General features: G+C 63.8%; 27 protein-coding genes. 18 read left to right on the top strand and 9 right to left on the bottom strand.

Annotated elements, in window-relative coordinates; all coding sequences use genetic code 11:
- Window positions 1-15 precede the first annotated feature (15 nt).
- From AC1D3B_RS30420 to AC1D3B_RS30465, 10 genes are read left to right on the top strand one after another with little or no spacing between them, the layout of a single operon-like run.
- Entirely contained in the window at window positions 16-1,107 is a 1,092-nt protein-coding gene (locus AC1D3B_RS30420) for an LLM class flavin-dependent oxidoreductase (protein WP_478194403.1), read from the top strand.
- Window positions 1,108-1,140: 33 nt separating this feature from the next.
- Window positions 1,141-2,076 carry a flavin reductase gene (locus AC1D3B_RS30425; protein WP_478194404.1) on the top strand — a complete coding sequence of 312 codons (936 nt, stop codon included), beginning with the start codon at window positions 1,141-1,143 and terminating at the stop codon, window positions 2,074-2,076.
- A 28-nt stretch (window positions 2,077-2,104) separates the two neighbouring features.
- Entirely contained in the window at window positions 2,105-3,265 is a 1,161-nt protein-coding gene (locus AC1D3B_RS30430; RefSeq protein WP_478194405.1) for an acyl-CoA dehydrogenase family protein, read from the top strand.
- A 5-nt stretch (window positions 3,266-3,270) separates the two neighbouring features.
- Window positions 3,271-4,380: an acyl-CoA dehydrogenase family protein gene (locus AC1D3B_RS30435; RefSeq protein ID WP_478194406.1), complete on the top strand. Its 1,110-nt coding sequence runs from the start codon at window positions 3,271-3,273 to the stop codon at window positions 4,378-4,380.
- Window positions 4,377-5,138 (top strand): enoyl-CoA hydratase/isomerase family protein, encoded by a 762-nt coding sequence (locus AC1D3B_RS30440; RefSeq protein WP_478194407.1) that lies wholly within the window; start codon window positions 4,377-4,379, stop codon window positions 5,136-5,138. The genes AC1D3B_RS30435 and AC1D3B_RS30440 overlap by 4 nt, the downstream gene beginning before the upstream one ends.
- 28 nt (window positions 5,139-5,166) lie before the next feature.
- Window positions 5,167-7,296, top strand: a complete 2,130-nt coding sequence (locus AC1D3B_RS30445; protein ID WP_478194408.1) for an acetate--CoA ligase family protein — start codon at window positions 5,167-5,169, stop codon at window positions 7,294-7,296.
- On the top strand, window positions 7,293-8,051 hold the full coding sequence (locus tag AC1D3B_RS30450; RefSeq protein WP_478194409.1) for an SDR family NAD(P)-dependent oxidoreductase: 759 nt from the start codon (window positions 7,293-7,295) through the stop codon (window positions 8,049-8,051). The genes AC1D3B_RS30445 and AC1D3B_RS30450 overlap by 4 nt, the downstream gene beginning before the upstream one ends.
- Window positions 8,048-8,428 (top strand): VOC family protein, encoded by a 381-nt coding sequence (locus AC1D3B_RS30455; RefSeq protein WP_478194410.1) that lies wholly within the window; start codon window positions 8,048-8,050, stop codon window positions 8,426-8,428. Before AC1D3B_RS30450 ends, AC1D3B_RS30455 begins: the two co-directional genes overlap by 4 nt.
- The gene (locus AC1D3B_RS30460) at window positions 8,425-8,970 is read left to right on the top strand and encodes a nuclear transport factor 2 family protein (RefSeq protein ID WP_478194411.1); all 546 of its coding nucleotides are present in this window, start codon (window positions 8,425-8,427) and stop codon (window positions 8,968-8,970) included. The genes AC1D3B_RS30455 and AC1D3B_RS30460 overlap by 4 nt, the downstream gene beginning before the upstream one ends.
- Window positions 8,967-10,112: an acyl-CoA dehydrogenase family protein gene (locus AC1D3B_RS30465; RefSeq protein WP_478194431.1), complete on the top strand. Its 1,146-nt coding sequence runs from the start codon at window positions 8,967-8,969 to the stop codon at window positions 10,110-10,112. The genes AC1D3B_RS30460 and AC1D3B_RS30465 overlap by 4 nt, the downstream gene beginning before the upstream one ends.
- Before the next feature lie 160 nt (window positions 10,113-10,272).
- Here AC1D3B_RS30465 and AC1D3B_RS30470 read toward each other — a convergent pair whose 3' ends face one another.
- From AC1D3B_RS30470 to AC1D3B_RS30495, 6 genes are all read right to left on the bottom strand, one after another.
- Window positions 10,273-10,974 (bottom strand): fumarylacetoacetate hydrolase family protein, encoded by a 702-nt coding sequence (locus AC1D3B_RS30470; RefSeq protein WP_478194412.1) that lies wholly within the window; start codon window positions 10,972-10,974, stop codon window positions 10,273-10,275.
- A gap of 46 nt (window positions 10,975-11,020) precedes the next feature.
- Window positions 11,021-12,238, bottom strand: coding sequence for an NAD(P)/FAD-dependent oxidoreductase (locus AC1D3B_RS30475; RefSeq protein WP_478194413.1), 1,218 nt, complete (start codon window positions 12,236-12,238; stop codon window positions 11,021-11,023).
- Entirely contained in the window at window positions 12,235-13,593 is a 1,359-nt protein-coding gene (locus tag AC1D3B_RS30480; protein WP_478194414.1) for an MFS transporter, read from the bottom strand. Before AC1D3B_RS30480 ends, AC1D3B_RS30475 begins: the two co-directional genes overlap by 4 nt.
- Before the next feature lie 124 nt (window positions 13,594-13,717).
- Window positions 13,718-14,035: a non-heme iron oxygenase ferredoxin subunit gene (locus AC1D3B_RS30485; RefSeq protein ID WP_478194415.1), complete on the bottom strand. Its 318-nt coding sequence runs from the start codon at window positions 14,033-14,035 to the stop codon at window positions 13,718-13,720.
- Window positions 14,036-14,043: 8 nt separating this feature from the next.
- Window positions 14,044-14,514 carry an aromatic-ring-hydroxylating dioxygenase subunit beta gene (locus AC1D3B_RS30490; protein ID WP_478194416.1) on the bottom strand — a complete coding sequence of 157 codons (471 nt, stop codon included), beginning with the start codon at window positions 14,512-14,514 and terminating at the stop codon, window positions 14,044-14,046.
- A 1-nt stretch (window position 14,515) separates the two neighbouring features.
- A complete protein-coding gene (locus tag AC1D3B_RS30495) occupies window positions 14,516-15,781 on the bottom strand; it encodes an aromatic ring-hydroxylating dioxygenase subunit alpha (RefSeq protein WP_478194417.1) in 1,266 nt (421 codons plus the stop codon).
- A 129-nt stretch (window positions 15,782-15,910) separates the two neighbouring features.
- On the opposite strand from AC1D3B_RS30495, the gene AC1D3B_RS30500 reads away from it, so the two are divergent.
- Window positions 15,911-16,825 carry a LysR family transcriptional regulator gene (locus AC1D3B_RS30500; protein ID WP_478194418.1) on the top strand — a complete coding sequence of 305 codons (915 nt, stop codon included), beginning with the start codon at window positions 15,911-15,913 and terminating at the stop codon, window positions 16,823-16,825.
- Here AC1D3B_RS30500 and AC1D3B_RS30505 read toward each other — a convergent pair.
- Window positions 16,818-16,931 (bottom strand): AraC family transcriptional regulator, encoded by a 114-nt coding sequence (locus AC1D3B_RS30505; protein ID WP_478194432.1) that lies wholly within the window; start codon window positions 16,929-16,931, stop codon window positions 16,818-16,820. The genes AC1D3B_RS30500 and AC1D3B_RS30505 overlap by 8 nt on opposite strands.
- 38 nt (window positions 16,932-16,969) lie before the next feature.
- Between AC1D3B_RS30505 and AC1D3B_RS30510 the strand changes: the two genes are divergently transcribed.
- The 4 genes from AC1D3B_RS30510 to AC1D3B_RS30525 all read left to right on the top strand — a co-directional run bounded on the left by AC1D3B_RS30510 (window position 16,970) and on the right by AC1D3B_RS30525 (window position 19,406).
- Window positions 16,970-17,365, top strand: a complete 396-nt coding sequence (locus tag AC1D3B_RS30510; RefSeq protein ID WP_478194433.1) for an N-acetyltransferase family protein — start codon at window positions 16,970-16,972, stop codon at window positions 17,363-17,365.
- 111 nt (window positions 17,366-17,476) lie between these two features.
- Complete coding sequence (locus AC1D3B_RS30515) at window positions 17,477-17,950, top strand: GNAT family N-acetyltransferase (protein WP_478194419.1); 474 nt, start codon at window positions 17,477-17,479, stop codon at window positions 17,948-17,950.
- A 312-nt stretch (window positions 17,951-18,262) separates the two neighbouring features.
- The gene (locus AC1D3B_RS30520) at window positions 18,263-18,811 is read left to right on the top strand and encodes a hypothetical protein (RefSeq protein ID WP_478194420.1); all 549 of its coding nucleotides are present in this window, start codon (window positions 18,263-18,265) and stop codon (window positions 18,809-18,811) included.
- Window positions 18,812-19,022: 211 nt separating this feature from the next.
- Complete coding sequence (locus AC1D3B_RS30525) at window positions 19,023-19,406, top strand: PaaI family thioesterase (RefSeq protein WP_478194421.1); 384 nt, start codon at window positions 19,023-19,025, stop codon at window positions 19,404-19,406.
- 167 nt (window positions 19,407-19,573) lie between these two features.
- Here AC1D3B_RS30525 and AC1D3B_RS30530 read toward each other — a convergent pair whose 3' ends face one another.
- Window positions 19,574-20,371, bottom strand: a complete 798-nt coding sequence (locus tag AC1D3B_RS30530; RefSeq protein ID WP_478194422.1) for a hypothetical protein — start codon at window positions 20,369-20,371, stop codon at window positions 19,574-19,576.
- 110 nt (window positions 20,372-20,481) lie between these two features.
- Window positions 20,482-21,477, bottom strand: a complete 996-nt coding sequence (locus AC1D3B_RS30535; RefSeq protein ID WP_478194423.1) for a DUF3616 domain-containing protein — start codon at window positions 21,475-21,477, stop codon at window positions 20,482-20,484.
- A gap of 545 nt (window positions 21,478-22,022) precedes the next feature.
- On the opposite strand from AC1D3B_RS30535, the gene AC1D3B_RS30540 reads away from it, so the two are divergent.
- From AC1D3B_RS30540 to AC1D3B_RS30550, 3 genes are all read left to right on the top strand, one after another.
- Window positions 22,023-22,895: a hypothetical protein gene (locus tag AC1D3B_RS30540; protein ID WP_478194424.1), complete on the top strand. Its 873-nt coding sequence runs from the start codon at window positions 22,023-22,025 to the stop codon at window positions 22,893-22,895.
- The gene (locus AC1D3B_RS30545) at window positions 22,892-23,392 is read left to right on the top strand and encodes a hypothetical protein (protein ID WP_478194425.1); all 501 of its coding nucleotides are present in this window, start codon (window positions 22,892-22,894) and stop codon (window positions 23,390-23,392) included. Before AC1D3B_RS30540 ends, AC1D3B_RS30545 begins: the two co-directional genes overlap by 4 nt.
- A 258-nt stretch (window positions 23,393-23,650) precedes the next feature.
- Window positions 23,651-24,424 (top strand): SDR family oxidoreductase, encoded by a 774-nt coding sequence (locus AC1D3B_RS30550; protein WP_478194434.1) that lies wholly within the window; start codon window positions 23,651-23,653, stop codon window positions 24,422-24,424.
- Window positions 24,425-24,446 lie beyond the last annotated feature (22 nt).

Raw genomic sequence — 24,446 nt, forward strand, 5'->3', positions numbered from 1 at the left:
CCAGGAGCAATCGCAATGGATTTCGGAATCTTCATTCTGATGCAGCAGAGAAACAAGCATAAGACCTCCCACCAGATCTTGCGCGATGCCGTGGAACAGACACGCGTGGCGGACGATCTGGGCTTCGGTGCCGCCTGGTACGCGGAACACCACTTCAGCAACTATGGCATGTGCTCGTCGCCGCTGACCATGATCGCCCACTGCGCCGCGGTCACCCGCAAGATCCGGCTGGGAACCGGCATTGTCGTCGCACCGCTGTACACGCCCGCCCGGCTGATCGCCGACGTGGCGATGGTCGATCAGCTCTCGAATGGGCGCCTGAACCTCGGCATCGGCTCCGGCTACCAGCACTTCGAGTTCGAACGGTTCGGTGTCTCGCTGGAGACCGCCAAGGCCCGCACCTTCGAGATGCTGGACATGCTGGAGATGGGCCTGAAGCAGCCCAAGTTCAGCTATGACGGCGAGTTCTACCAGCAGCCCATGAGCGCCATCAGCCAGCGCGCCGTGCAGCAGCCGATGCCCTCGACCTGGATCACCAGTGTGGACCCGGCCTTCGTTTCGCGCGCCGTGAAGTCGGGGCATCACGTGTTCGTCTCGGGCGGCGACGGTGGCCTCGAGAAGCTGCAGGGCACCCGCGCTCTGATCGACAAGGTTGCCCATGCCGAGGGCAAGGACCCTGCCCGCGTCGAGGTGGGCCTGCTGCGCGCCGCCTACGCGAGCAACAACAAGGACGAGGTCGAGCACTATCTGGACTGCGCGCGCTATCAGCGCCGCATCGCCGTCAGCCTGAAGCGCCGCACCGCGCAGATCGCCGACGACTACCAGGTGGAAGAGGGCATCGTCGAGGGCGAGCCCTCCCTCGACGAGATGCGAGCCCTGCTGCCTGTGGGCAACATCGACACCGTGATCGAGCGCGTGGTCAACGAGATCCGCACCCTCAAGCCCGTGCACTACTGCTTCCAGACGCAGATGGGCGACTTCGACCAGCCCACCATGCTGCGCCAGATGGAGACCTGGGCCAAGGTCATCATCCCGACGGTGCAGCAGGAGATCGCCAACGACCCGCCGCACCGCGCCGAGCCGGCGCGCGAGCTCGCTGCCGCCTGAAGCGCCCAACCCGTGCAATTGCCAGGAGCCGCCATGTCCGAGCTTGCAGAACGCGTCCTGCCCGCGATCGAACCCTCGCTGCTTCGGCAGCTGCTGGGATGCTTTCCGACCGGCGTGGCCGTCATCACGACGCGCGCAGCCGACGGGCGGCCCGCGGGGCTGACCTGCAATTCCTTCAGCTCGGTCTCGCTGGAGCCGCCGCTGGTGCTGTTCAGCCTGCGCAATGCGAGCAAGCTGCTCGGCACCTTCGAACAGGCCGAGGGCTTCGCGATCAACATCCTGTCGGAGCACCAGGACGCACTGTCGGGCCGCTTTGCCTCGAGCAGGATCGAGGACAAGTTCGACGGCGTCGCCTGGCGGCCGGGTCCGCTGGGCATGCCGCTGATCGACGACTGCCTGACCAGCTTCGAGTGCAGCGTGTTCGCGTGCCACGCGGCCGGCGACCACACGATCTTCATCGGCGAGGTCAGGCACATGAGCGCCGGTGCCGGCGACCAGGCCCTCGTGTTCTACAAGGGCGCTTACATGATGCTGGCGGAATCGCTTCGCAAGCTGGTCGTGCAGGGCGAGCTGGGCACCGCCGACATCGACGAGGCCTATCGCACGCTGTATGGCACCCTGCTGCAACTGGCCTGCGATCGCGCGAGCGACAGCGAGCTCGACGCCGTGGAAGCGGCGGTGGATGCGATCGAGGCCCATCCCGACGACGCCCCCCTGAAAGAGCGCATCGCCTCGGCCAGCGGCTTCTTTTCCGCGATCGCGGCGGCCGGCCACAACGGGGCCCTGACCCTGATGGCGCAGACCATGACCAGCGTGCTGCGCGAACGCATGACGCACGTGCTGCCGGTACGCCCGCGCCCCGACCTCTACCCGCTGCGCCGGAACATCGCCCACAGCCTGCGCCGGCGCGATGCGGTCGGCGCGGCAGCCGCCCTGGACGAGCTCATCACGCAGCTCCGCAAGGGCTGACAGACACATTCCCCGAGGAGACAACGAGATGACCATCGACTACGCCGGCTTCCGGCGCGAACTGGAAGAGTTCGCCCGCAAGTCCTGTCCTTCCGAGATCCGCGCCGTCGTGGCCGCGGGCCAGAAGATCACCAAGCGCGAGTACCAGGCCTGGCAGAAGATCCTGAACGCCAAGGGCTGGGGCGCGCCGGGCTGGCCCACCGAGGCCGGCGGCACCGGCTGGGACATTCGCCAGCGGCTCATCTTCGAGGAGGTGATGGCCGAGAACGACTGCCCGCCGCTGTATCACCACGGTCTGGGCCACATCGGCCCCGTGATCATCCGCTTCGGCACGCCCGAGCAGAAGGCGCGCTTCCTGCCGCGCATCCTCGACGGCTCCGACTGGTGGTGCCAAGGCTATTCCGAGCCGGGCTCGGGCTCCGACCTGGCCTCGCTGTCCACGAACGCGCGCCGCGAGGGCGACGAATGGGTCATCAACGGCCAGAAGATCTGGACCTCTCATGCACACGAGGCCAGCATGATCTACATGCTGGTGCGCACATCGAAGGAGGCGAAGAAGCAGGACGGCATCTCGCTGCTCCTGGTGCCCATGGACGCCAAGGGCATCACCGTGCGCCCGATCCGCACCATCGACGGCTGGCACCACCTCAACGAGGTGTTCTTCGACGAGGTGCGCGTCCGTGCCGACAACCTGATCGGCGAGGAGGGCAAGGGCTGGACCTGTGCCAAGTATTTGCTCGAGCGCGAGCGCCTGCCGCCGGCGAACGTGGCCCGCCTGGACCTGGTGCGCCGCCAGGTCGCGCGCCTGGTCGAAGAAGCCGCGAGCGCCGCGGCCGGCCGGCGCGACTTCAGCGGCCTGCACCATAAGCTGCTGTTGTGCGAGGCCGATGTGAAGGGCGCGCGCGTGATGATGGCCCAGGCCACCGACGACCTGATCCATCAGCGACCGCTGGGCGTGCAGCCCTCGGCGATCAAGATGACCTGCGCCGACGTGGCCCAGCGCCTGACCACGATCGCGCTCGACGCGGTCGGACCCGAGGCCGCGCACCGCTTCCTGGCCGATGCCGGCGAGGACGTGCCGGCAGCCACCTGGATCCAGAACTACATGTTCACGCGCGCCCGCACGATCGCCGGCGGCACTTCCGAAGTGCAACGCAACGTGGTCGCCAACGAACTGCTCGGAGCCTGACCGAAATGACCACTTCCTTTCATTCACTTTTTCCCGGCATGCTGCTCGACGCCGCGGACCGCTTCGCGCAGGACCATGCCACCGCGCAGGACCTGCAGGGCGACCCCGTGCGCGAGCTCGGCTGGACCGCGACCCTCGTGCCGGAGGAGGCGGGCGGCGTCGGCGGCGGCCTGTCCGACCTGGGCTCGATCGTCGAAGGCCTGGCGACGCACGGCCTGCACCTGCCGGTGATCGAGACCTGCGCCGTCGTGCCGCTGATGCTGCGGGCAGCCGCACCCGACATCGCGATCCGCTGGATCGAGGCCGTGGCCGACGGCAGCGTGCAGATCGCGCCGCTGACCGCACTGTCGGCCACGCCCGACGAACTCGCTGTGCGTGCCAGGCACCTCGACATCGGGCACGAACTGAGCGGTACCGTGCAAGGCGTCGACGTCTCGCTGCCCGCAACGCACTACCTGGTACCAGCCGACGCGGACGGCGAGGCCGCGATCTTCCTCGTCGATGCCGAGCGCATCGCACCCTCGGCGCGCTATCGAACCATGGAAGGCCGTCGCGGTGCCGACTTCGTGTTGTCCGGCCTCGCGCTGCCCGAAGCCGCCTGCCTGGCACGCGGCGCCGCCGCCCGCGACGCACTGGCCTCGGCCACCGACGCGGCGCTGCTGCTGAGCGCGACCGACACGGTCGCCGCGCTGGCCGCGCTGATCCAGCAGACGGTCAACCACCTCAAGGAGCGCCGCCAGTTCGGCGTGACCCTCTCCAGCTTCCAGGTGCTGCGCCACCGCCTCGCCGACATGTACGTCAAGTACCTCGGCGCCAAGGGCCTCGTGATCCACTGCTTCCGCGAACACGAGCAGGGCGCGGCCGACCTGCGCCGCACGCTGCGGCTCGCCAAGGTCTCGCTCGCAGAGTCGGCCCGCGCGTGTGCCGAGGCCGCGATCCAGATGCACGGCGGCATGGGCGTGAGCGAGGAGGTGCTGGCCACCCGTCTCGCGCAGCGCCTCATCGCTTCCGAGTTCCGCTACGGCGACCGCCTCACGCATGCCGCGCATCTGCTGGCAGCGGGTGACAGCGTCGACCACCTTTCCGTTTCCAACCTCACCGGGAGTGCGCGATGAGCGTCAGCCTCGAAGTTTCCGAATACGTCGCCGTCGTCCGCCTGGACAAGCCGCCCGTCAATGCGGTCGACCGCGAGACCCGCCGTCGCATCATCGAGGTCTTCGACGAGATCTCCGAACGCACCGATATCCGCGTCGCGATCCTCACCGGCACCGGCAAGTACTTCTGCTCTGGCGCGGACCTGAAGGACCGGCCGGACCCCGACAAGGCGGGTGATTTCCTCGGCCACAACCGCCTCACGCGCGAGACCGGCAACGCGATCCGGGAGTGCGCCAAGCCCGTGATCGCCGCGGTCAACGGCCCGGCGCTCGGCGCCGGCTTCGGCCTCATGGCCGCCTGCGACATCTTCCTGGCGTCCGAGGACGCGAGCTTCGCGATGCCGGAGATCAACGTCGGCCTGGCCGGCGGCGTTTCGATGCTGCGCACGATGGTCGGCCGCTCCTTCACGCGGCGCATGTTCTTCACTGGCATGCGCGTGCCGGCCGCCGAGCTGTACCGGCGCGGCGTGCTGGACGAGGTTGTACCCGCCGAGCAGCTGCTGCCGCTCGCGATGCAGATCGCGCAGGAGATCGCCGGCAAGGCGCCGCTCGCGATCGCCTATGCCAAGCAGGCCGCGAACATGATGGACCTGATGCCGCAGCGCGATGGCTACCGCTTCGAGCAGAACATCACGATGGCGCTGTCGAAGACCGAGGATGCGCAGGAGGCCCGCAAGGCCTTCCTCGAGAAGCGCCAGCCCGTCTACAAGGGAAGGTGATGGCTGACGCCGTTGTGGAGCAATCGACATGAATTCCATTGAAGTGGGGCGCGGACTCGATGCGCTTTTCAGCCCGCGCTCGATCGCGATCGTGGGAGCCTCGGACGATGTCACCAAGATCGGTGGGCGGCCGCTGCAGTTCCTTCTGAAGTATGGCTATGCGGGCACGATCTATCCGATCAACCGCAAGGCGGGCACGGTGCAGTCGGTGCCGGCCTATGCGAGCGTGGCGGCCTTGCCCGAGGCGCCCGAACTGGCCGTGGTGGCGGTGCCGCCCGAGGCCGTGCTCGACGCGGTGAAGGACTGCGCTGCGCGCGGCGTGCGCGCGGCGGTGGTGCTCTCGGCCGGCTTTTCCGAGATGGGCGAGGCGGGCAGCAGGCTGCAGGCAGAGATCGGCCAGGTTGCGAAGACGACCGGCATGCGCATCGTCGGCCCCAACTGCCTCGGCGCGATCGGCGTGCCGGACAAGAGCATCGCGACCTTCTCGGTCGCGCTGGAGGCTTCCTTCCCTGAGGCGGGTCCGGTGGGCATCGTCTCGCAGAGCGGCAATCTCGGCAGCTATACCTTGCGCCTGGCGGCCGAACGCGGCCTGGGCATCAGCCGCATGCTGACGACCGGCAACGAATGCGACGTCGACATCGCTGACGCGATTGCCTCGCTGGCGACCGATCCGGGCACCACGGTCATCCTCTGCTGCATGGAGACCTGCCGCGACGGCGCCAAGCTGCAGCAGGCGATGGCCATGGCACGCGAGGCGGGCAAGCCGCTGGTGGTCCTGAAAGTGGGCGTCTCGGAAGCGGGCAGCGAAGCCGCGGCCTCCCACACCGGCGCACTCGCATGTTCGGACGCGGTGTTCGACGTGGTGTTGCGCAACGGCGGCGCGATTCGCGTGCCAAGCATCGAGCAATTGCTCGAGGTCGGCCATGCGCTCTCGGTCGTCGGCCTCGGGCGCTCGCCCAAGGGCAACAAGGTCGCGGTGCTGACCGCATCCGGCGGCTTCGGCGTGTTGCTGGCGGATGCCGCCAGTGCGCAGGGCCTGGCGCTCCCGAAGCTGGCAGCGACGACGCAGCAACGCATCCTGTCGGTGGTGCCGTTCGCTTCGCCGTCGAACCCGGTGGACATGACGGCGCAGGTTTCCAGTCGTCCGGAAGTCCTGGCCCAGGTACTGGCCGCAGTGGCCGACGACGACACGTGCGACGCGCTGATCCTGCAGTCGGCCAATGCCTTCCACGTGCCGCGCCTGCGCGAGGTGTTCCTGTCGGCCCTGGCGCAGGTGCGGCGGGACCACCCGACGCGCCTGATCCTGCTGTGCGCCCGCGCGCCGCAGGACGTGCGCGCGCAGCTCAATGCCATGGGATTCCCGACGGTCGAGGGCATCGACGCGGCCTGCGCGACACTCGCCGCGCTGGTGCGCTTCGGCGCGCGCGAGGGGGCATCCCACGCGGCGCCCGCCGTGGCGCCTGAGCCGCTGCCCGCCGAAGCCTTCGCGACCGAAGCGAGCGCCAAGGCGGCGCTGGCGGCTGCCGGGCTTCCGGTCCTGAAGGAAGTCATTGCGACCAGTCGCGAGCACGCGCTCGCGGCGGCGCGCGGCCTCGGCTTCCCGCTGGTGCTCAAGATCGTGTCGCCAGACATCGCGCACAAGACCGAGGTAGGGGGCGTGGTGATCGGAGTCCGTTCCGAAGGCCAACTCGTCGACGAGTACGAGAGCCTGCTCGCACGCGTCGCGCTCAAGGCGCCGCAGGCGCGCATCACCGGCGTCCTGGTGGCGCAGATGGTGCAGGGCGGCACCGAGCTGATCCTCGGCACCAAGAAGGATCCGGTCTTCGGGCCGATGGTGATGGTCGGGCTCGGCGGGATCTTTGCCGAGATCCTCAAGGACGTGGCGTTGCAGCCCGCGCCGGTGGACGAATCGCAGGCGCTCGCGATGCTGCGATCGCTCAAGGCCTTCCCCTTGCTCGACGGCGCGCGCGGCCGAGCGAAGGCCGACGTGCAGGCTGCGGCGCGGGCGGTCGCTGCGCTGTCGCGCTTTGCCGTCCGGCATGCCGACAGCGTTGCCGAAATCGACATCAACCCGTTGGTGGTACTCGATGCAGCCAAAGGCGCCTTCGCGCTCGACGCGCTGCTCGTTCCCGAACAGACTCAGAAGGACAAGCAATGAATGCATCACTGGAAGGCCGCGTCGCCTTCATCAGCGGGGCCGGGCACGGCATCGGCCGCGCAACGGCGCGAGCCATGGCAAGGCTGGGTGCCACGGTCGGCATCAACGACCTCAAGCAGGAGTTTGTCGACGACGTCGTCACCGAAATCCTCGCCGAGGGCGGCAAGGCGATCCCGCTGCCGCGCGACATCTCCAACCGCGAGGGCATGCGCGAAGCGGTGCTGCACTTCGCACGCGACACGGGCGGGCTCGACATCATGGTCAACAACGCCGCGTGGGTGCGCTACCAGCCGCTGGCCGAGATCACGCCGGAGGTGATGGACCGCATGGTGGAGATCGGTTTCAAGTCGGTGATCTGGGGCATCCAGGCCGCGGCCGAAGTGATGGACCCGCAGCGCGGCGGCTCGATCGTCAACGTCGCCTCGATCGCAGCATTCAAGTCGCCGATGCGCTCGGTGGTCTACAGCGGCATCAAGGCGGGGGTGCTGGGCATCACGCGCGCGGCCGCCGCAGACCTGGGTGCGCGCAACATCCGCGTCAACGCTGTCGCGCCGGGTGCGGTTCCCACCGAGGGCACTGCCAAGCATCGCGATGCGGAACTCGATGCCCGGCGCATCGCGCGCACGCCCCTGGGGCGGCTGGGTTCGGTGGAAGACATTGCCGATGCGATCTGCTTCCTGGCGGGCGACGGCGCGCGTTTCTTCAACGCGGACGTGCTGCGCCTCGACGGCGGAGCATCGGAGACCTCCCTGTGAATGCTTCGGACGCATCCCCTCAACGCCTGCAGAACGTCTACGTGGTCGCCGAGCGGCCGGCCGAACTGCACGCCTTCTACGAATCGGCCTTGGGGCTGAAAGTCAAGTTCCGCGACAACGACCGTTGGATCCAGTACGCCGTGGGCACTGCCAGTGTGGCCGTGGCATGCAAGGAGGAAGCGGCACCGGCAACGTCCGGGCTCGTGATGGTCTTCGAGGTGGACGACTTCGCCGGCGCGCAGGAGCGCATCGTTGGCGCGGGGGGTCAGGTGCTCGGCATTCGCGACATGGGTTCTCATGGTGCAGTCCTGTCGTTGCGCGATCCGGAAGGGAATGTCGTGCAGTTGTTCAAGCGCGCTGCTGCGTCTGCGCAATGAGCGCATCGGCTCAACTGCAGGCCTTGCTTGATCGCGAGGCCATCCGCGCGTGTCTGTACCGCTATTGCCGCGGCATCGACCGCGCGGACGAGTCGGCCTTGCGCTCGGCTTACTGGGAAGACGCGACGGACTGCCACGGCGTGTGGAACGGCAGCGCGACCGGGTTCATCGATCAGGCCTTGCAGCGCCTTCGCACGGGCGGCCGCCGCGTCCACCAGATCTCCAATGTCTCGATCGACTTGCACGATGACGTTGCGGCAGTCGAGAGTTGCTTCCTCGCATTGCAGGCCCCTGGCGGAACGACTGAACAGCAGACCTTCCTCTGCGGTCGCTACGTCGACCGATTCGAGCGCCGCCGCGGCGAATGGCGGATCGCAGCGAGAACGGTCGTGTACGACTGGATCGAAGAGCGACACCGCCCGGAGCTTGCACTTGGGGACGAGGCACTTTTCGGCGCACGAAAGCCAGTGGGTTGCGCGGCGCCCGGGGACGTGGTGTATGCCCTGCTGAGGGAAGTCCGCAGCGAAGGGACAGCTCAATGATCCGCAACGCAGAGAGGTTCTCCGTCTTGCTCGCTGAAGTTCGGCAGTTCGTCCGTACCGAGTGCCTGCCCATTGAAGAGGCCGTGGATCGCGACGATGAAATTCCCGAGCCGCTGGTGCAGCGCATGCGAGAAATCGGGCTGTTCGGCCACAGTATTCCTGAAGCCCACGGCGGCGCCGGGCTGAGCACCGAAGAGCTGTCGCTGGTGAACATTGAGGTCTCGCAGGTGGCGACGACATTCCGGGCGCGCTTCGGTGGCAATACGGGCATCGCATCGGAATCCATCGTGGTCGACGGGACGCCCGGCCAGAAGGCGCGTTACTTGCCCAGGCTCGCCAGCGGCAAACTGACGGGCTGCTTCGCGCTGACCGAACCGGAAGCCGGATCCGATGCGACGGCGCAGAAGACCGTCGCGGTGCGCGAAGGTGACGACTTCATCATCACCGGGAAGAAGTGCTTCATCACGAATGCACCCATCGCGGACCTGTTCACCGTGTTCGCCAGGACGGACCCGGATGCGAAGGGCGCCAACGGGATCACCGCGTTCCTCGTGGAGCGCGGCACGCCCGGGCTGTCGACATCGGCGCCATACCGCAAGCTGGGACAACACGGCTCGCCGGTCGGCGAGGTCATTCTGGAGCGCGTCAGGGTTCCAGCCACCGCGATCGTGGGTGGCATTGAAGGGCAGGGGTTCCGCACGGCCATGAAGACCCTCAACAAGCAGCGCATCAACCTTGCGGCGCTGTGCATCGGTCCCGCCATTCGGCTTGTCGAAGAAATGGCGAAGCACGCGCGCACACGCTGTCAGTTCGGCCAGCCGATTGGCGACTTCCAACTGGTGCAGCAGATGATTGCCGAGAGCAATACGGAGGTGCACGCAGCGCGTGCCCTGGTGCTCGAGACGGCTCGTAAACGCGACGATGGCGCGGACGTCACCATGGAGGCGTCCATGTGCAAGCTGTTCGCCTCCGAGATGTGCGGCCGTGTCGCGGACCGCGCGGTGCAGGTCTTCGGCGGCAACGGCTACATCGCCGGCAACGTGGCCGAACGCTTCTACCGCGATGTGAGGCTCTTCCGTCTCTACGAGGGCACGAGCCAGATTCACCTGATCAACATTGCCAAGCGAACCATCGCGGGATAGTCCCGTATCGCCCGGCAACGCCGCTCGAAGACTTCACTCGGGACGATCGGATTCTGAGCGGTGCGCGTGGAGTGCCTCGAAGATGGGGGCGTCGCCGTCGCGGCATCGCGTTCCTGGTTGCGCGCTGTCGCGGGGGTTTCGTACTACGCTGTCACCGGCATCACTCTGCCGGGCCCACCGTCAGTGTGATCTCTCCCACGCCGGCCACGCTGCCATCGATGCGATCACCCGGCTGCAGGGCGCCAACCCCTTCAGGCGTGCCTGTGAAGATCAGGTCGCCGGGTTGCAAGTGGTAATACTTCGAAAGGTCCTCGATCAGCTCAGGGATGTTCCAGATCAACTTGGAAAGATCGGAGCGCTGACGCTCCTGCCCGTTCACGCTCAGCACCAGTGCGCCTTGGTCGAGCACGGTTCCGGACATGGGGACGACTTCCGACACCACCGACGATTGCTCGACGTCCTTGCCAAGGTCCCAGGGGCGGCCCTTGTCCCTCGCCACAAGCTGCAGGTCGCGCCGCGTCATGTCCAGGCCGCATGCATAGCCGTAGATCAACTTGGCGGCGTCAGCTTGGCTCACCCGAAACCCTGGGGCTCCGATCACGAGCACCAGTTCCATCTCGTGGTGATAGTTCTTGGTCTCGGGGGGATAGGGCACGGTCGCGCCGGATTCGACCAGCGTCGACGGGCTCTTGGTGAAATAGAAGGGCACCTCGACCGTCTTGTCGACGGGCCGGCCCATCTCGACGGCATGGGCGTGGTAGTTGCGGCCGACGAAGAACAGGCGGTTGACGGGGAGGCGTTCAGCCTTGCCGCGCACCGGCAGCGATTGAATGGCGGGGGGGGTCCAGAGGTAAGTGGTCATGATGTCGTGAGGTGAACGGTTGGGAGTCTGTGATGGCCTGATGGATTCAAAGCTTGGAAAGAGGCACCGCGAGGTCAGCGAGTTGCTTTGGATCGACGTTGGTGCGGCGCTCGATCAGGCGCCGCGCAAAGCGCAGGTCCCGCGCCGAATTGGGACCCAATGCGGCGACCACCTTGTCGGCGTCGAGGAAGAACACGACGAAGCTGCTTGAGCTCGTGACGCCCCGCACGACTCTCTGATGCGTCGGTGCAGGCATGCCGAAGATCTGCAGGTTGACGTCGTATTGATCGGACCAGAACCAAGGCAGCGGCTGATGGTTCACGGTCACGCCAAGTGCGGCGCGTGCGGCGGCGATGCCCTGTTCCTGCGCGTTCTGCCAGGATTCGAGCCGCATCCGTCGCCCTGCCCACTCGCAATGCCATGCCGCCACGTCACCTGCGGCAAGAATGTCCGGATCCGATGATCGGCACTGCGAATCGACCAGGACGCCTCCATCGCATTCCAGCCCCGCCTCGCGAGCGAGCTCGTCATTGGCGACCAGGCCGACGCCGACAAGGACCACGTCGCATGTGAGCTCACGACCATCGGCGAGTGTGGCGGTCAGTTCGCCCTCCGGCGCTGGCGCCAGGCGGTTGATGCCGGTTCCGAGCTCGATCTTGACCCCGTGAGACTCATGCAACCGAAGCAGATAGTCGGAGATCTCCGGCGGAACTGTGCGTTCGCACAATCGTCCCATCGCCTCCACGATCGTCACATCGAGGCCCTTCTTTCTGGCGGTGGCCGCCACTTCGAGCCCGATCCAGCCGCCACCGACGATGAGCAGCCGCTTGTCCGGCGACATTGCCTTCCCGAGCGCCATCGAATCCTCGATGCTGCGCAAGGTGAAGACACCCGGCAGGTCGGCGCCGGGGACGTTCAACTGACGTGCTCGCCCTCCGTTGCACAGAATCAACTTATCGTAGGGGACGGGCTCCCCTTGCGTCAGATGGAGTTGGTGCGTGGATTTGTCGATCCGGGTCGCACTGACGTTCGGCCGCCAGTCGATGTCGAGAAGGTCGAAGGCTTCCTGCTTGACCAGGTAAGTGGTGTCCGCATGAGCTTCTCCCGACAGTACAGCCTTGGACAACGGCGGGCGCTCGTAAGGACGATGGGACTCATCACCGACCAGGACCACATGGCCCTTGAAGCCTTCGGTCCGCAGCGTCTGTGCGGCCCAGCCGCCGGCCTGGCCGGCACCCACGATCACGATGGTCTCGGTGTTCATTTGGCGAGCACCGGGTCACCGATCGTTACGCTGACATCCGCGTGGTGCGTGGATGCCGATCGACCATGTTGGATAAGCAGGGTGGCCACAGCAGCGAGCACGGCCGGGATGGCGATCGCAACGAAGTTCAGTTGGAGTGGGAGTGCCATCCCGACCAGTGTGCCGATCAAGATCGGCCCCAGCAGTGCACCAATTCTTCCGACGCCCAGCGCCCAACCGATTCCCGTACTGCGCACTGCCATGGGGTAGAACTGCCCGACATAGGCGAGGTTGACGATCTGGGTTCCGATCGTGCACGCCCCGGCAAGCCCGACCATCAAGAACAGCACAGGCGTCGGTAGCCCTTGACCCAGTAGAGCGATGGAAACGGCCGCCAGTCCATACATGGCGATGAGCACGTGCTTGATGTGGAACCGGTCGGCCAGCCACCCGCCGCCGATCGCGCCGATCATGGCGCCAAAGTTGAGCACCAGCACAAAGGTCAGTGCCGAGCCGAGGCTGAAGCCTGCGCTGGCCATCAGTTTGGTGAGCCACGAACTGAGTGCGTACACCATGAAGAGGCACATCAGGAACGAGAGCCAGAACATGAGGGTGCTGAATCCACGCCCCTCGTGGAAGAGGTGTCCGATCGGCCTGCTGTCCGCCCGGTCTTCCCGCGGCAGGGCAAACTGGTCGCCGGCCTGAGCCTTGTATCCCGGATCCAGGCGCGAGGCGATGGCTCGCAGTTCATCGAAGCGTCCTTTCCTGATCAGGAAGGGCATCGACTCGGGAAAGGACCGAAGAATGAGCGGGATCAGGAGGACGGGCAGCCCGGCCACGATGAAGACGGATGGCCATCCCAATGACTCGATCATCCCCTTGCCCACCAGCGCAGCCAGCATGCCACCGACGGAGTAGCCGCTGAACATGAGCGTGACCATCATGCTGCGGATCTTCAGGGGTGAGTACTCGGTCATTTGTGCGACCACGTTCGGCATCACGCCGCCGATGCCGACGCCTGCGATGAACCGGAAGATACTGAACATCACCGGGTCGTTGGTAAGGCCCGCAGCAGCAGTGAAGACGCTGAACAGCGCGACGCAGATCGCGACCGTCAGGCGCCGACCGATGCGGTCGGCGATGGTCCCGAGAATGATGTTGCCGAACATCATGCCGAACAACGCCGCACTGACCATGATGCCGGCGTTGGCGGCGGAGACGTTCATGCTTTTCATGATCGCAGGCAACGCAATTCCGACGACTGCCAGGTCATAGCCGTCGAAGATGATGATCAAGGCGCTCCAGAACAACACCAGGCCGTGGAAGCGGTTGAAGCGCGCCTTGTCGGCGAGCGCATGAATGTCTATTTGTCTCATCGATGTCTCCATTTAGGTCGATGTGGGAACCGGGGGCATTGCCAGGGCTTGACTCTTCGGCGCGCCGGGCATGCGGCGGCGACGCCCCTCGCTTCCGAGGATGCGCAGAAGGTGAGGGGGCGAATCAGTCCAGCGCGAGGAACACTCGGCCAGCTTCAATCCGGACCGGGTAGGACCGAATGGCTTCGGTCACGGGCGCGCAGGTGGGCTGGCCGTTGCGCACATCGAACTTGCCCTGATGAAGGGGACACTCGATCTCATGTCCCTCCAGGAAGCCCTCGCACAAACGGGCATGCCCGTGGGTGCAGATGTTGTCGGTCGCGTAGATCTGACCTTCCACGCTGTACAGCGCGATGTCGTGGCCGCCGACCACCACTGCGATCACGTCATCTGCCGGCACCTCGTCGACGGTTGCTGCATCGATCCATTGCGAATTGCTCATGACTGGCCTCAAATCGGGTAGATGACGGAGTTGGGGATCAATTCGCTGTCGTAGATGACCTGACGCGACGCGAACTTGAGACCATCCGGCGTCCGCACGACGACATCGATGTATCGCCCCACGCTGAAAACGGAGGACAGTTCGGACAGCTTGGTGCGGAACACCGCGTAGTTGGCCTCGCTCTCGATGCGATCAGCTTCCGCTTTTCGCACGACAGGGGCGCCTACCACGTGGCGCTGGTAGTAGGGGTCATGGAACAGCGTTTCTCGAATGCCGTAGACCCGATCCTTGAGCATGCCCTTGCTCTCGAACGAGAGCGTGGCGAGGGGGAATCCTCGTTCGAAGTTCTCGCGCGGCTGCAGACGATAGATGCAGTCATCGGTGAAAAAGTCCGGCCAGAGCTCCCATTGCCCAGAGCTGACTGCACTGGCGTAGTCGGCGTAGAGCTGGCTGAGTTCGAAGTAATCCTTGAAGTCCATCTCAGGCCTCCATCACTTTGCGCCAGTACTCGTACATGCCGCGGATCAGGGTTTCGGTCACCATGTGATCGGTGTCGCCCACCTCGCGTCCGCCCAGTTCGGCCAGCGTTCGATGGAAGGGCTTTTGCTCGAAGCCCTTCTGGGACAGCTCGATGACCTCTCCATCATCCGCGGATACAAAGCCCGCAGGACCGAATAGATTGGCCTGGCGCAGGCGTCGCTGCGTCATGGCGTCGTCGTCGTCCTCGAATCCGAAATGCGTCCAGACGAAATCGAATGCCCCCGGGCCGCTCGGCTGGATGTGCCTGGTCGAAACACTGTTGACCTGCTGCTGGAAGATCACGCTCGGGAACAGCGTCATCATCACCGCCGTCGGGCCGCCCCACCAGGGTTCCGGCACGATGTCGAGAAAGCGATCATCGTTGAGCTGCATGCTCTCCTTGAAGCTCGACACCTGAGTGACCTGATCCGCCTTTCCGGCAGTGCCGCGCGTCGAGATCATGGCGGCGTGGCGATGGTGCTGATCCATCTTGAGCTCCGACTTGTTGTCGGCGCGCCAGAGACCGAAGGTGACGAACCAAGTGTGCAGCAGGCCTGGGTGATAGGGGTCCTTGATGTTCTCTTGCATCAGCTTCCAGTTGCCCGGAATGCGCTGGCGGTTGTACCCGAGGATCGTGAGTTTCCGGCCGTTGAACAGGCGGTCGAAGTAGCCGAGGATCTCCGGGCCCATGAAGTCTTCGAGCGATTCGACTTCGGGATCGAACGACGCGAACACCACGCCACCGCGTGTCGCAACCTTCAGCTTATTGAGGCCGTGGTCCGCCGGCTTGAAGTCTGCCGGCATCCCGCCGTTGACCTTGCCATCCTGCTTGACGCCCCGGCGAAACGGCACCCCCTGCAGGTCGCCCTTGAGCGTGTAGTTCCACTGGTGGTAGGGGCAGGTGAATCCGCCGTCCTTCTTGTTTCCGTGCCTCTCGCGGCAGAACTGCATCCCACGGTGCGCGCACACGTTCTCGACGACGTTGATGCCCCCCTCCGGGTCACGGACCATGATGACGGAACGTTCACCGACCACCGTGCGCTTGAAGTCACCGGCGTTCGGGATTTCGGCTTCGAGCCCGACATAGCACCAATGCCCGCGGTAGAAAAGGCGCTCGAGTTCACGGCGATGCTGATCGGCATCCGTGTAGGCCATGAAGGGTATCCGGCTTGTGCCCTTGTCTTCCCAGTGGATTTTCTGGGGAAAGACGGCTGTTGCGTCATCCATGCTTGTCTCCTGTCTCGTGGGGGTCTTGCGGCCCGCGCTGTGCGGTGCCTGAATGATCGCCCTTGGTGCATCATCGTTCAATAGAATATGCACAATAGTGCGTATTGATTTCGCGAATGTGAGGCGCGTATGGAGCTGAAGGACATCGACCTCAACCTGCTCGTCGTCTTCCAGCAGTTGCTCGTCGATCGACGGGTCTCAAGGGTTGCGACCAACCTCGGTCTGTCGCAGCCCGGGGTGAGCAACGCCCTTGCGCGCCTGCGCAAGCTCACTGGCGATCCGTTGTTTCTTAGGACCCCCAAGGGCATGGAGCCAACGCCCTTTGCGGAACAACTCGCCGAGCCTACGGCGCAAGCGCTGGCGGTCATTCATGCCGCGATGAATCGAAAGGCCTCGTTCGACGCGGCGACCTCTCAGCGCGCCTTCACGATCGGGATGACCGACATCGGAGAGATCTACTTCCTTCCCAAGCTGATGAAGGAACTGGCCCGGGTGGCGCCGCACGTTTCGCTCAGCACAGTTCGCAACACGGCGGTCAATCTGCAAGATGAGATGGAGGCGGGAAACGTCAGCCTGGCGTTGGGGTTGCTGCCGCAACTCAAGGCCGGGTATTTTCAGCGCCGCCTCTTCAAACAGCACTATGTCTGCATGTTTCGTCGCGGCCATGTGCTCGACAAGAGGCAGATCTCGCTCGACGAATTCTCAGCGGCTGATCACGTCGTCGTGATCGCGGAGGGAACCGGCCATGGCAAGGCGGATGAACTGCTCGATCGCAAGAAGGTCCTTCGCAAGATCGTGCTCACCGTTCCGCACTACGTCGCGGTCGGTCATATCCTGCATGACTCCGACCTCGTAGCGACTGTTCCTGAACGATTGGCTCAAGCGTTGACCATGCCATTTGGTCTGTCCTATGTCCGGCACCCGGCCAAGTTACCTGAGATTGCGATCAACTTGTTCTGGCATGCTCGGTACAACAAGGATCCCGCGAACACATGGCTGCGTTCCCTGGTCGTCCGACTTCACGGAGAGGGCGCTTCTAGCTGAACCGGATCGCGCGCGGCGTTGCCCCCAGTTTGCGTCGCATGAGTTCCGTCATGTGCGACTGACTCGCGAAGCCGCACGCGTGTGCGATGTCGGCAATTGACCGCAGTGGCCGGTACTGTGATGTCTAACCAGTCGTTCAAGGCGATGCTCTTGGCAAGCTGCGGTCCGCGCCTCAACTCTAACGATGAACGACTGCTCTCTGGCAACGTGTGGGAAGTCGATGAGACGGTTGCCGGCTTCTACAAGGCGACCCGCTATCCGGGTCGAGTGCAGCATGTCGCCTTGCTTGGGACCTTGGCGGTAGACCCGCGACGTCACGGGCAAGGAGTGGGACATGCCATGCTCACTGATGCGATTGAGCGGCTCAAGGCCGACTGTGTCAAGCGCATCGAGCTGTACGCGGAGAGCGACAACGCGCAAGCACTGCGCTTCTATGGGAAGCTGGGTTTCGCACACGAAGGCACGCTGCGCCAGTTCTACAAGCGGGCCGACGAGGCACACTACGTCGACGAGTACGTGCTGGGGCTGCTGGTCGAGTGAGTTCAGCCGCGCAGCTCTCGGTTCGCTGCTGCCGGCCAGGTGCGGACGTTCGCCTCGCGGGCTAGATGTGACAGACTTACGGTTCAAGCTCTGTCGCGTCATGAGGACTTCATGGAGATTCGTCGCTTCCGGCCCGGTGATGAAGCTGCGCTGTTCAACGTGTATTTCACGGCCATCCATGGGGTCGCCTCACGCGACTACTCACCTGAGCAAGTCGAGGCATGGGCGCCGGCGGACCTTGACGCGGACCTATGGGCGAATCGAATCCAAGGAATCCAACCCTTCGTCGTTGAGCTTGGCGGCAAAATCGTTGGCTATGCGGACGTTCAACCGAACGGCTACGTCGACCACTTCTTCGTGTCAGGCGCTCATCCGCGACAAGGAATTGGGACACGGCTGATGGCTCGTATCCACGAAGAGGCCAGGTCTCTTGGCCTGACCGAGCTGACGTCCGATGTGAGCAAGACTGCCGAGCCGTTTTTTGCGCTCCACGGATTCAAAGTCGTCGAGCGACGATTTCCGATGCTTCGGGGTGTGACCCTCCAGAATGCCTTGATGCGCAAGGAGCTTCGGCATGGCGGGTGAGCATCGCCCGAAGCGCCCCTGCGACCGGTCGAATCCGCAACCCATACCGGCCCCTACAGCAGACGCCGAATCCGCCCGGAAGCGGTCGTCGGGTCGTCGGAGCCGCGCCGTCACTTGAACCAAAATCTCGCCGAAGTGCGAAATGCATCACATGGCTGGAACGCACCTCGGTCCGGTCAGACTTCATGAGGCTCTGCATCGCTAAGCTCGGCGGATGTGCACCAGGATGACCCTTCGACGAAATGCGGCCGATACCTCGAACGTGCCCTACGTCAGGACCGGCGAGGCGCACACATTGGCATCGCGCTTCGGATGACCGGGGAAGAGGAAGGACTCCGTCTCACTGGCCCGGATGGTCGGGAGTACGTACTGGGCGACCCCATCGATGTATTCGATGACCCGACCTTGATCGGGCGCGTGCAGTCCGTGACGCTAAGTCCGGATGGAACCGAAGTGTTGATCGAAAACTTCATGACCGTCGACTTCCAGGGATTCCGGATCGGCGCGCTGCCGAAACTGGTCTTGGCAGAGGTGGTCAGCTTCATCGCCGAGTGCAAGCCATCGATCCATACGATCGGCATCGAGCTCAGCCGCGCCATCGCAGATTTCGACGGACGCGAGGCCTTACTGGCCGAGGCCCGGTCGGAGATCTTGCGGAGCATCGGTGCGCAGGACATTATGGTGACGCCGAAGGCAGCACATTTCGCGGTAACGGGCATCTGGCGCTATGACAGCGCAAGCGTCTCCGCATTGGCCGCAGCGCTGGAAGCGCAGCGCCAAGCTTATCGAGCCGACAAGCGTGCGATGCCGGCGGCGCCGCGGACACGACTCGGCCAACTCTTGCGGAAGAAGACATCGTGACGTCTTGAACTGTTCGCGCCGGGGGAGTTCATCGAGCGGCTCCAAAGGCTCCGCGCCGTGCGAGATCGTGCCTATCTCCTCTATTCGAAGATGCGACGTAGCGGTGTTCCTGGGCAGTCCGCAGGCGCGGTTCCTGACGCGGGTCGAGATGCCGGTGGACGGCGGGCGCTCGATCTGACGAACCGTTTCAAACGCTGGTACGCTGACGTACATGCACCATCCGTTCGCTGAACATATCGACTTGATCGTTGACGAACAACGCGAGGGATTCAGCAAGCTCAGTCTGGTAGTTGGGGCGCGCCACCTCAATCCGCATGGCGTCGTACATGGTGCGATCGCCTACGCCATGGCCGACACTGGCATGGGCGCTGCGCTCTACCCCACGCTTTCGGCTGGGCAGATCTGCGCAACGATAGAGATCAAGATCAACTACTTCAAGCCGATCATCAGCGGCCGGCTTGTCTGTGTGACCGAGCTTGTCAATCGGGGAAAGGCGGTGGCGAACCTGACCGCCAAGATTCACGTCGATGACAAGCTGGTAGCACTGGCCAATGGGAACTACGCAATATTCGCCCCCGGGAAATCGGCGGCCTAGCCTGTCTCTTGGCTGCGACCAACCCCGATTGGTTGCCCGGCTTTCCGGGCCACGGTACGCGAATCAGTGCAGCGATTCCGGGCTTCATGCCGGAGCCGCCCGGCGGACCTTTCTCAGCCGAGCTGGCTTGAGGGAACCATGCGTTCTGACAGTCTTGCAGCCCGTCTTCAGCTGACTCCCTCCGGCAAGTCCATCAAGACCTCCCAGAGGGTGGCCGGTGCGCCCATCCAATGCCAGAAGGCATACCCAGCGTACTCATGCTCGTGTGCCAGTCGGATGAACTCCCTCGCGCGTTCGGCACAAGCAGATGCGCTCACGCAGCCGCCCCCATCCCCTACCCAGCCAGCACCCACGGGGAACAACGGGACACCGAAATGCCTATTTGCGTCAATAGCGCGATTGAGCCGATGTGTCACGCTAGGGCTTGATCCGTAGTAGACCTGTGGCGCATTGAACTGCGCGTTCTTGACAAAGCTTTCGAATGGGTAGTTCTTGAAGTTGGTTGGAATGTCGTTCCCGCACATGGCAATTCCGCGCGAGGTCGATGCCAGGCCCGAGTGAATTGTGTCGCTGTACGCCGAGGCGATGGCGTCGGTGCCCGTGAAAAACACCTCACCCGCTTCTGCATCCATCAGTACGCCGTCAAGGTCCAGATCGTTGGCGAGCTGGACTAGCAAATCGCCTTCCTCCTTCGCGTGACTCAAGGTTCCACCGTGTGGTACCTGCCAACCCCATACCGCAATGCCCGCTTCGCGGAACGCTGCTCGTGCTGCCTGGAATTGCGCAATATTCTTTGGCTGAACGTTCTCGTAGGCACTTGCACCATCCGCCACCTTGATCCAAACGCCGCTGAGCTGAGCAGCCTTGGCTTTCTTCACCATGCCTGGGATGTCGACTTCCGCCTTGACTACAGGAGCAAGACGCCAGATGAACATGCACCGACCTGAGAGCACATTGCGAGCCATTTGAATCCCCTTTCAGACGCCGCGATTTCGCGATCACTACTGAATGTGAACCGAAGGCCTCTCCAATGCATCACCTCCATTGACGAGCGGGGTCGTTGCTGCATCTCGCATCACTCAAGATAGACACCCCGGAATCCCTTGTCTTTCATGGGTACCTCATCGCCCTTGCAAGTCTTCCCGCCAACCATCGAGTCACCGTCATCGCTCAACAGGTAGTAGCGGTTTCCCTCGGTCAATTTGAACAGTGCCTCGGGATTGATGTCGGGGAATAGTTTCTGATCCAGAAGTCTCGGCTGATCGTTCTCCTTGCCATCCCAACGGTAAAGCCCGAAGCCGAGAGCTCTGTTGTCGTTGTGAGGCCCGGCGACGATGAGGTAGTCGCTTCCGGTCCATTCAAGACTGCGGATACCGCGATCGCGCAGGTCGAGTCGAATCAGGTCGCCGAAGATCGGATCCTTGCCGGAATCCAGCACCTCCGCCGGATTCATCAACGGCAGCACGAGAGCGAGCTTGCCAGGCCGAGGGTTTCGCAACCCGATGAGAAGCTTGCCGTCGCTTGTCGCAGCCAATCCTTCAATTCCCAGTCCGTTGTCATCCTCCGGAGCAAGTTTCGATGCAGCCTCGAAAGTCTCGGTAAAGCGAGGATCTGCGATCGCGTTCTCCAGGAGCTTTGTGTAGGGCTTCGTCTTGAGCGGCTCCACAGTCGGCGGCACGCTGCTGTCGGTGACCGTGGTCGCGAAGAACTGTCGACGGGCTGGCCTCGGCTTGCCTTTGCTGCTGGCCCCATGCGAGGCGATCCAGTAGATTCGGTTGCCGATTCGAGCCGCTCCTTCGATGTCAGTTTCCTCAGGTTTCTTTCCCGGCATCTTCACGCCGAGATAGTCCTCGAGGTCAATTCGGGCGACATGCTTCGGGTCGCCAACTCGATACACATATAGCGCAGTCTGCTCATCATCCGCGACCACGAAGTGACCTTTGCCGATCTCCACGGCGGCAGACGCGTCGCACATGCCGATATAGCGCGTCACAGCGCCATTCGATTGTGCTGACGCGTTGGATGCCAAACCCAGAAGCAAAGCAACAAGCGTGATGGATCTGATCAGCATGATCTACCTCCAGCGAACCCTTGACGAGTCCTGCTTCCGTTCTAGTCCGCCGGGGCGTCGGGCGCAATCCCCAGATGTGGGGATTTCGACCAAGTCTTGTCGGTTTGATCGCTTGCGGGATCGCGACACGTGCCCGATGTCTGGCCCTCGTGGGGCGAGGGGCGCCAAGCGGGCTTCGGGCCCTCTTTCACGGCGGATGGCGGCAACCTCGGCTCAAGTCCCTCTTCTTGGTGATGCGGCTTCGACGAGTCGCGAGCTAGCCTAGCGGCCATCTGGGAGGCAATCCCATGGCGTCGCCTCAGGCCGTGAGCACAGACTCGCAAGAAGAGTCCGATACGTCGTCAGAGGCCCGTGACTCCACGTACAAGTTGTCTGTTTGGCATGGAACAACGAACGCAAGTGGAAGTGGAAGTGCGACAAGTTACCTGGAGGATCAGAAGATGATTCATGCTCCCGCGCCACTGAGTTGGTGCAACGCGAAAACTTCGCACAGGACGGGCCCAACATCTTCGAGAGCGCTCTACATCGTGTGGGCCGCGTGCGCCTTGCTTGTGCTGACCGCCTGCGGCACCCTGCCTGACGCAAGCAAGCTGGTCAGCGCGAGCGTTCAGTTGCGTTCCGCCGTCGCCGCCAGTGGGTCCGCCGTCGAAGCTGAACTGAAGATTGCAGATCGGGACGGCACGGCCAAGGAGTTTGCCACCAAGTGGGTTCGGACGGACGAATCTTGTGCAGGGCTCGCAAGCTATGCGGAGGCGTTGGGCGGGATCGTCAAAGCCGGCAAAGAAGGCGGCGCGGCGGCGCAGCAACTGGCGGATGCCGGCCTCGAGCTTGCTTCCGGCGTCGGAGTACCGTTACCTGCGGTCGCCGGACCCCTGATCAAGTTGGCAACAACCGTCTATGACCAGATCGCGAAGGCCCGTGCCGCGAAGTCACTGGAGGAGTCCCTCGACCGCATGCAGCCGGCAGTGGATGCAATTTCGAAACTGATTGTCTCGCAGCTCAACGATGCCGAGGTGGTGCTCATTGCGGCCAACAAGCTGGAGACTCAAGGCCTTCGACTGACGTTCTCCGATGACATCGGCTACGAACTGAGGCTCGAGAAGGAGCGGAAGAGCCTCTACATGCCCGCGCCCCTGTCGGCGGCAACATCGAAACAGCTCGAGCAGATTGATCGCGCCGAGCAGATCGTCAAGGCTCGACTCGCGCCCATGCGCCAGGAGCTCGCGGAGAGTGCCATTCGATTGCGCCTCTCGACGCAACTTATTGACGGTGCAAAAGTGGCCGTGATCGAATGGGCGGGCGCTCACCGACAGATGCTGATCGCCGTACGTGAATCACGCGGGGTCGATCCTCAGGCGCTCATCGTGGCGATCGAAGAGCTCCACAGGCTGCTCATCAAAGTGAAGGAAGCATCATGAGCGAGTTCGACGGCATCGACAGCCCGGAGGGGTGGCGCAGCAAGCTGAAATCCTTGATGGACGAAGCCGTGGTCGCTGCTGCCAGCGAGGACGTTCAAAAGCGATTCGACATTTCGGAGCGTTTGACCCAATTCGTGGAGAACTCTTTCCCGAACAATGCCGCCGTCCTTGCGCTCGACAAAATCGCCAAGGAGGCAGCGATCGGGTTGCTGGAGAAGACCATTAATGAGCGCCTGCAGAGCATCGTCGCCAGGAACGTCGAACTTGCCGGGCTGACCAAGGCTTTCGAGGCCGAGGCAGGTCTTGCGAACAAGGTGGCCGCCAGTCTGCGCCTCGAACGTTCCACCAAGGCGGTCGAAGCCCTGAATGGAAGCATCGCGGCGTTAAAGGACCTGGCTACAAGTTTGAAGAAGGACGACGACGAAGCGTTGCTCAAGAGCGTCGAGCGAACGGTGGAATCGGCCAAGAAGTTGCGGACACTCCTGGAATCAGCGTGAGCCAAGCTCAGGCATCTTCCCTGAGGGAAATCCGCCGAGCGCGCCATAGCCGACCCCGGGCAGGGTGAAAAGAGCGTAGCCGATGCGCCTCGAGAGCGGCCTCGATGTTATGGATCATGTCGTATCGCGGCTGCAAGAAATGGGTTCCGAGACGATTGGATGGTTTTTCTGGATAGTCTATCCAGCCAACGATGGCTGATCTCCCGGGTGGTGCTGCCTAGACTGGAATCTTCGTCACACGCATTCAAGGAGATTGACATGCCAGATCATTCCATCAAGGGCAAGACCGTACTCATCGCAGGCGGCGTCAAAAACCTCGGCGGGCTGATCGCCCGCGACTTGGCGCAGCAGGGCGCCAAGGCCGTCGCCGTCCACTACAACAGTGCGAGCAGCAAGGCTGATGCCGCTGCAACCGTTGCAGCGGTCAAGGCCGCGGGCGCCGAGGCGGTGGCGATCCAGGCCGATCTGACGACGGCCGGTGCCGTCGAGAAGCTGTTTGCCGACGCTGTCGCTGCGGTCGGCAAGCCGGACATCGCCATCAACACGGTTGGCAAGGTGCTCAAGAAGCCCATGGCCGAGATCAGCGAAGCCGAGTATGACGAGATGACGGCAGTCAACTCCAAGACCGCCTTCTTCTTCCTTAAGGAAGCCGGCAAGAATCTCAACGACAACGGCAAGATTTGCACTGTGGTCACGTCATTGCTGGGCGCGTTCACACCGTTCTACGCCGCTTATGCCGGCACCAAGGCGCCGGTCGAGCATTACACCCGCGCAGCGTCCAAGGAGTTCGGTGCGCGCGGCATTTCCGTGACCGCGGTTGGCCCGGGGCCGATGGACACTCCATTCTTCTACCCGGCCGAAGGCGCCGATGCGGTGGCGTACCACAAGACGGCCGCAGCGCTGTCGCCGTTCAGCAAGACGGGTCTGACCGACATCGAGGACGTGGTTCCGTTCATTCGCCACCTGGTCAGCGACGGCTGGTGGATCACCGGCCAGACCATTCTGATCAACGGCGGCTACACCACCAAGTAGGCCGGCTCGGCCGCACGATGCG

Source organism: Variovorax sp. P5_A3 (assembly GCF_056400665.1).

What these genes read in the sequence shown, in the direction of transcription:
- AC1D3B_RS30420 (WP_478194403.1), top strand. Translation starts at nt 16, where the DNA reads ATGGATTTCGGAATCTTCATTCTGATGCAGCAGAGAAACAAGCATAAG.
- AC1D3B_RS30425 (WP_478194404.1), top strand. Translation starts at nt 1,141, where the DNA reads ATGTCCGAGCTTGCAGAACGCGTCCTGCCCGCGATCGAACCCTCGCTG.
- AC1D3B_RS30430 (WP_478194405.1), top strand. Translation starts at nt 2,105, where the DNA reads ATGACCATCGACTACGCCGGCTTCCGGCGCGAACTGGAAGAGTTCGCC.
- AC1D3B_RS30435 (WP_478194406.1), top strand. Translation starts at nt 3,271, where the DNA reads ATGACCACTTCCTTTCATTCACTTTTTCCCGGCATGCTGCTCGACGCC.
- AC1D3B_RS30440 (WP_478194407.1), top strand. Translation starts at nt 4,377, where the DNA reads ATGAGCGTCAGCCTCGAAGTTTCCGAATACGTCGCCGTCGTCCGCCTG.
- AC1D3B_RS30445 (WP_478194408.1), top strand. Translation starts at nt 5,167, where the DNA reads ATGAATTCCATTGAAGTGGGGCGCGGACTCGATGCGCTTTTCAGCCCG.
- AC1D3B_RS30450 (WP_478194409.1), top strand. Translation starts at nt 7,293, where the DNA reads ATGAATGCATCACTGGAAGGCCGCGTCGCCTTCATCAGCGGGGCCGGG.
- AC1D3B_RS30460 (WP_478194411.1), top strand. Translation starts at nt 8,425, where the DNA reads ATGAGCGCATCGGCTCAACTGCAGGCCTTGCTTGATCGCGAGGCCATC.
- AC1D3B_RS30465 (WP_478194431.1), top strand. Translation starts at nt 8,967, where the DNA reads ATGATCCGCAACGCAGAGAGGTTCTCCGTCTTGCTCGCTGAAGTTCGG.
- AC1D3B_RS30470 (WP_478194412.1), bottom strand. Translation starts at nt 10,974, where the DNA reads ATGACCACTTACCTCTGGACCCCCCCCGCCATTCAATCGCTGCCGGTG.
- AC1D3B_RS30475 (WP_478194413.1), bottom strand. Translation starts at nt 12,238, where the DNA reads ATGAACACCGAGACCATCGTGATCGTGGGTGCCGGCCAGGCCGGCGGC.
- AC1D3B_RS30480 (WP_478194414.1), bottom strand. Translation starts at nt 13,593, where the DNA reads ATGAGACAAATAGACATTCATGCGCTCGCCGACAAGGCGCGCTTCAAC.
- AC1D3B_RS30485 (WP_478194415.1), bottom strand. Translation starts at nt 14,035, where the DNA reads ATGAGCAATTCGCAATGGATCGATGCAGCAACCGTCGACGAGGTGCCG.
- AC1D3B_RS30490 (WP_478194416.1), bottom strand. Translation starts at nt 14,514, where the DNA reads ATGGACTTCAAGGATTACTTCGAACTCAGCCAGCTCTACGCCGACTAC.
- AC1D3B_RS30495 (WP_478194417.1), bottom strand. Translation starts at nt 15,781, where the DNA reads ATGGATGACGCAACAGCCGTCTTTCCCCAGAAAATCCACTGGGAAGAC.
- AC1D3B_RS30500 (WP_478194418.1), top strand. Translation starts at nt 15,911, where the DNA reads ATGGAGCTGAAGGACATCGACCTCAACCTGCTCGTCGTCTTCCAGCAG.
- AC1D3B_RS30510 (WP_478194433.1), top strand. Translation starts at nt 16,970, where the DNA reads ATGCTCTTGGCAAGCTGCGGTCCGCGCCTCAACTCTAACGATGAACGA.
- AC1D3B_RS30515 (WP_478194419.1), top strand. Translation starts at nt 17,477, where the DNA reads ATGGAGATTCGTCGCTTCCGGCCCGGTGATGAAGCTGCGCTGTTCAAC.
- AC1D3B_RS30520 (WP_478194420.1), top strand. Translation starts at nt 18,263, where the DNA reads ATGACCGGGGAAGAGGAAGGACTCCGTCTCACTGGCCCGGATGGTCGG.
- AC1D3B_RS30525 (WP_478194421.1), top strand. Translation starts at nt 19,023, where the DNA reads ATGCACCATCCGTTCGCTGAACATATCGACTTGATCGTTGACGAACAA.
- AC1D3B_RS30530 (WP_478194422.1), bottom strand. Translation starts at nt 20,371, where the DNA reads ATGGCTCGCAATGTGCTCTCAGGTCGGTGCATGTTCATCTGGCGTCTT.
- AC1D3B_RS30535 (WP_478194423.1), bottom strand. Translation starts at nt 21,477, where the DNA reads ATGCTGATCAGATCCATCACGCTTGTTGCTTTGCTTCTGGGTTTGGCA.
- AC1D3B_RS30545 (WP_478194425.1), top strand. Translation starts at nt 22,892, where the DNA reads ATGAGCGAGTTCGACGGCATCGACAGCCCGGAGGGGTGGCGCAGCAAG.
- AC1D3B_RS30550 (WP_478194434.1), top strand. Translation starts at nt 23,651, where the DNA reads ATGCCAGATCATTCCATCAAGGGCAAGACCGTACTCATCGCAGGCGGC.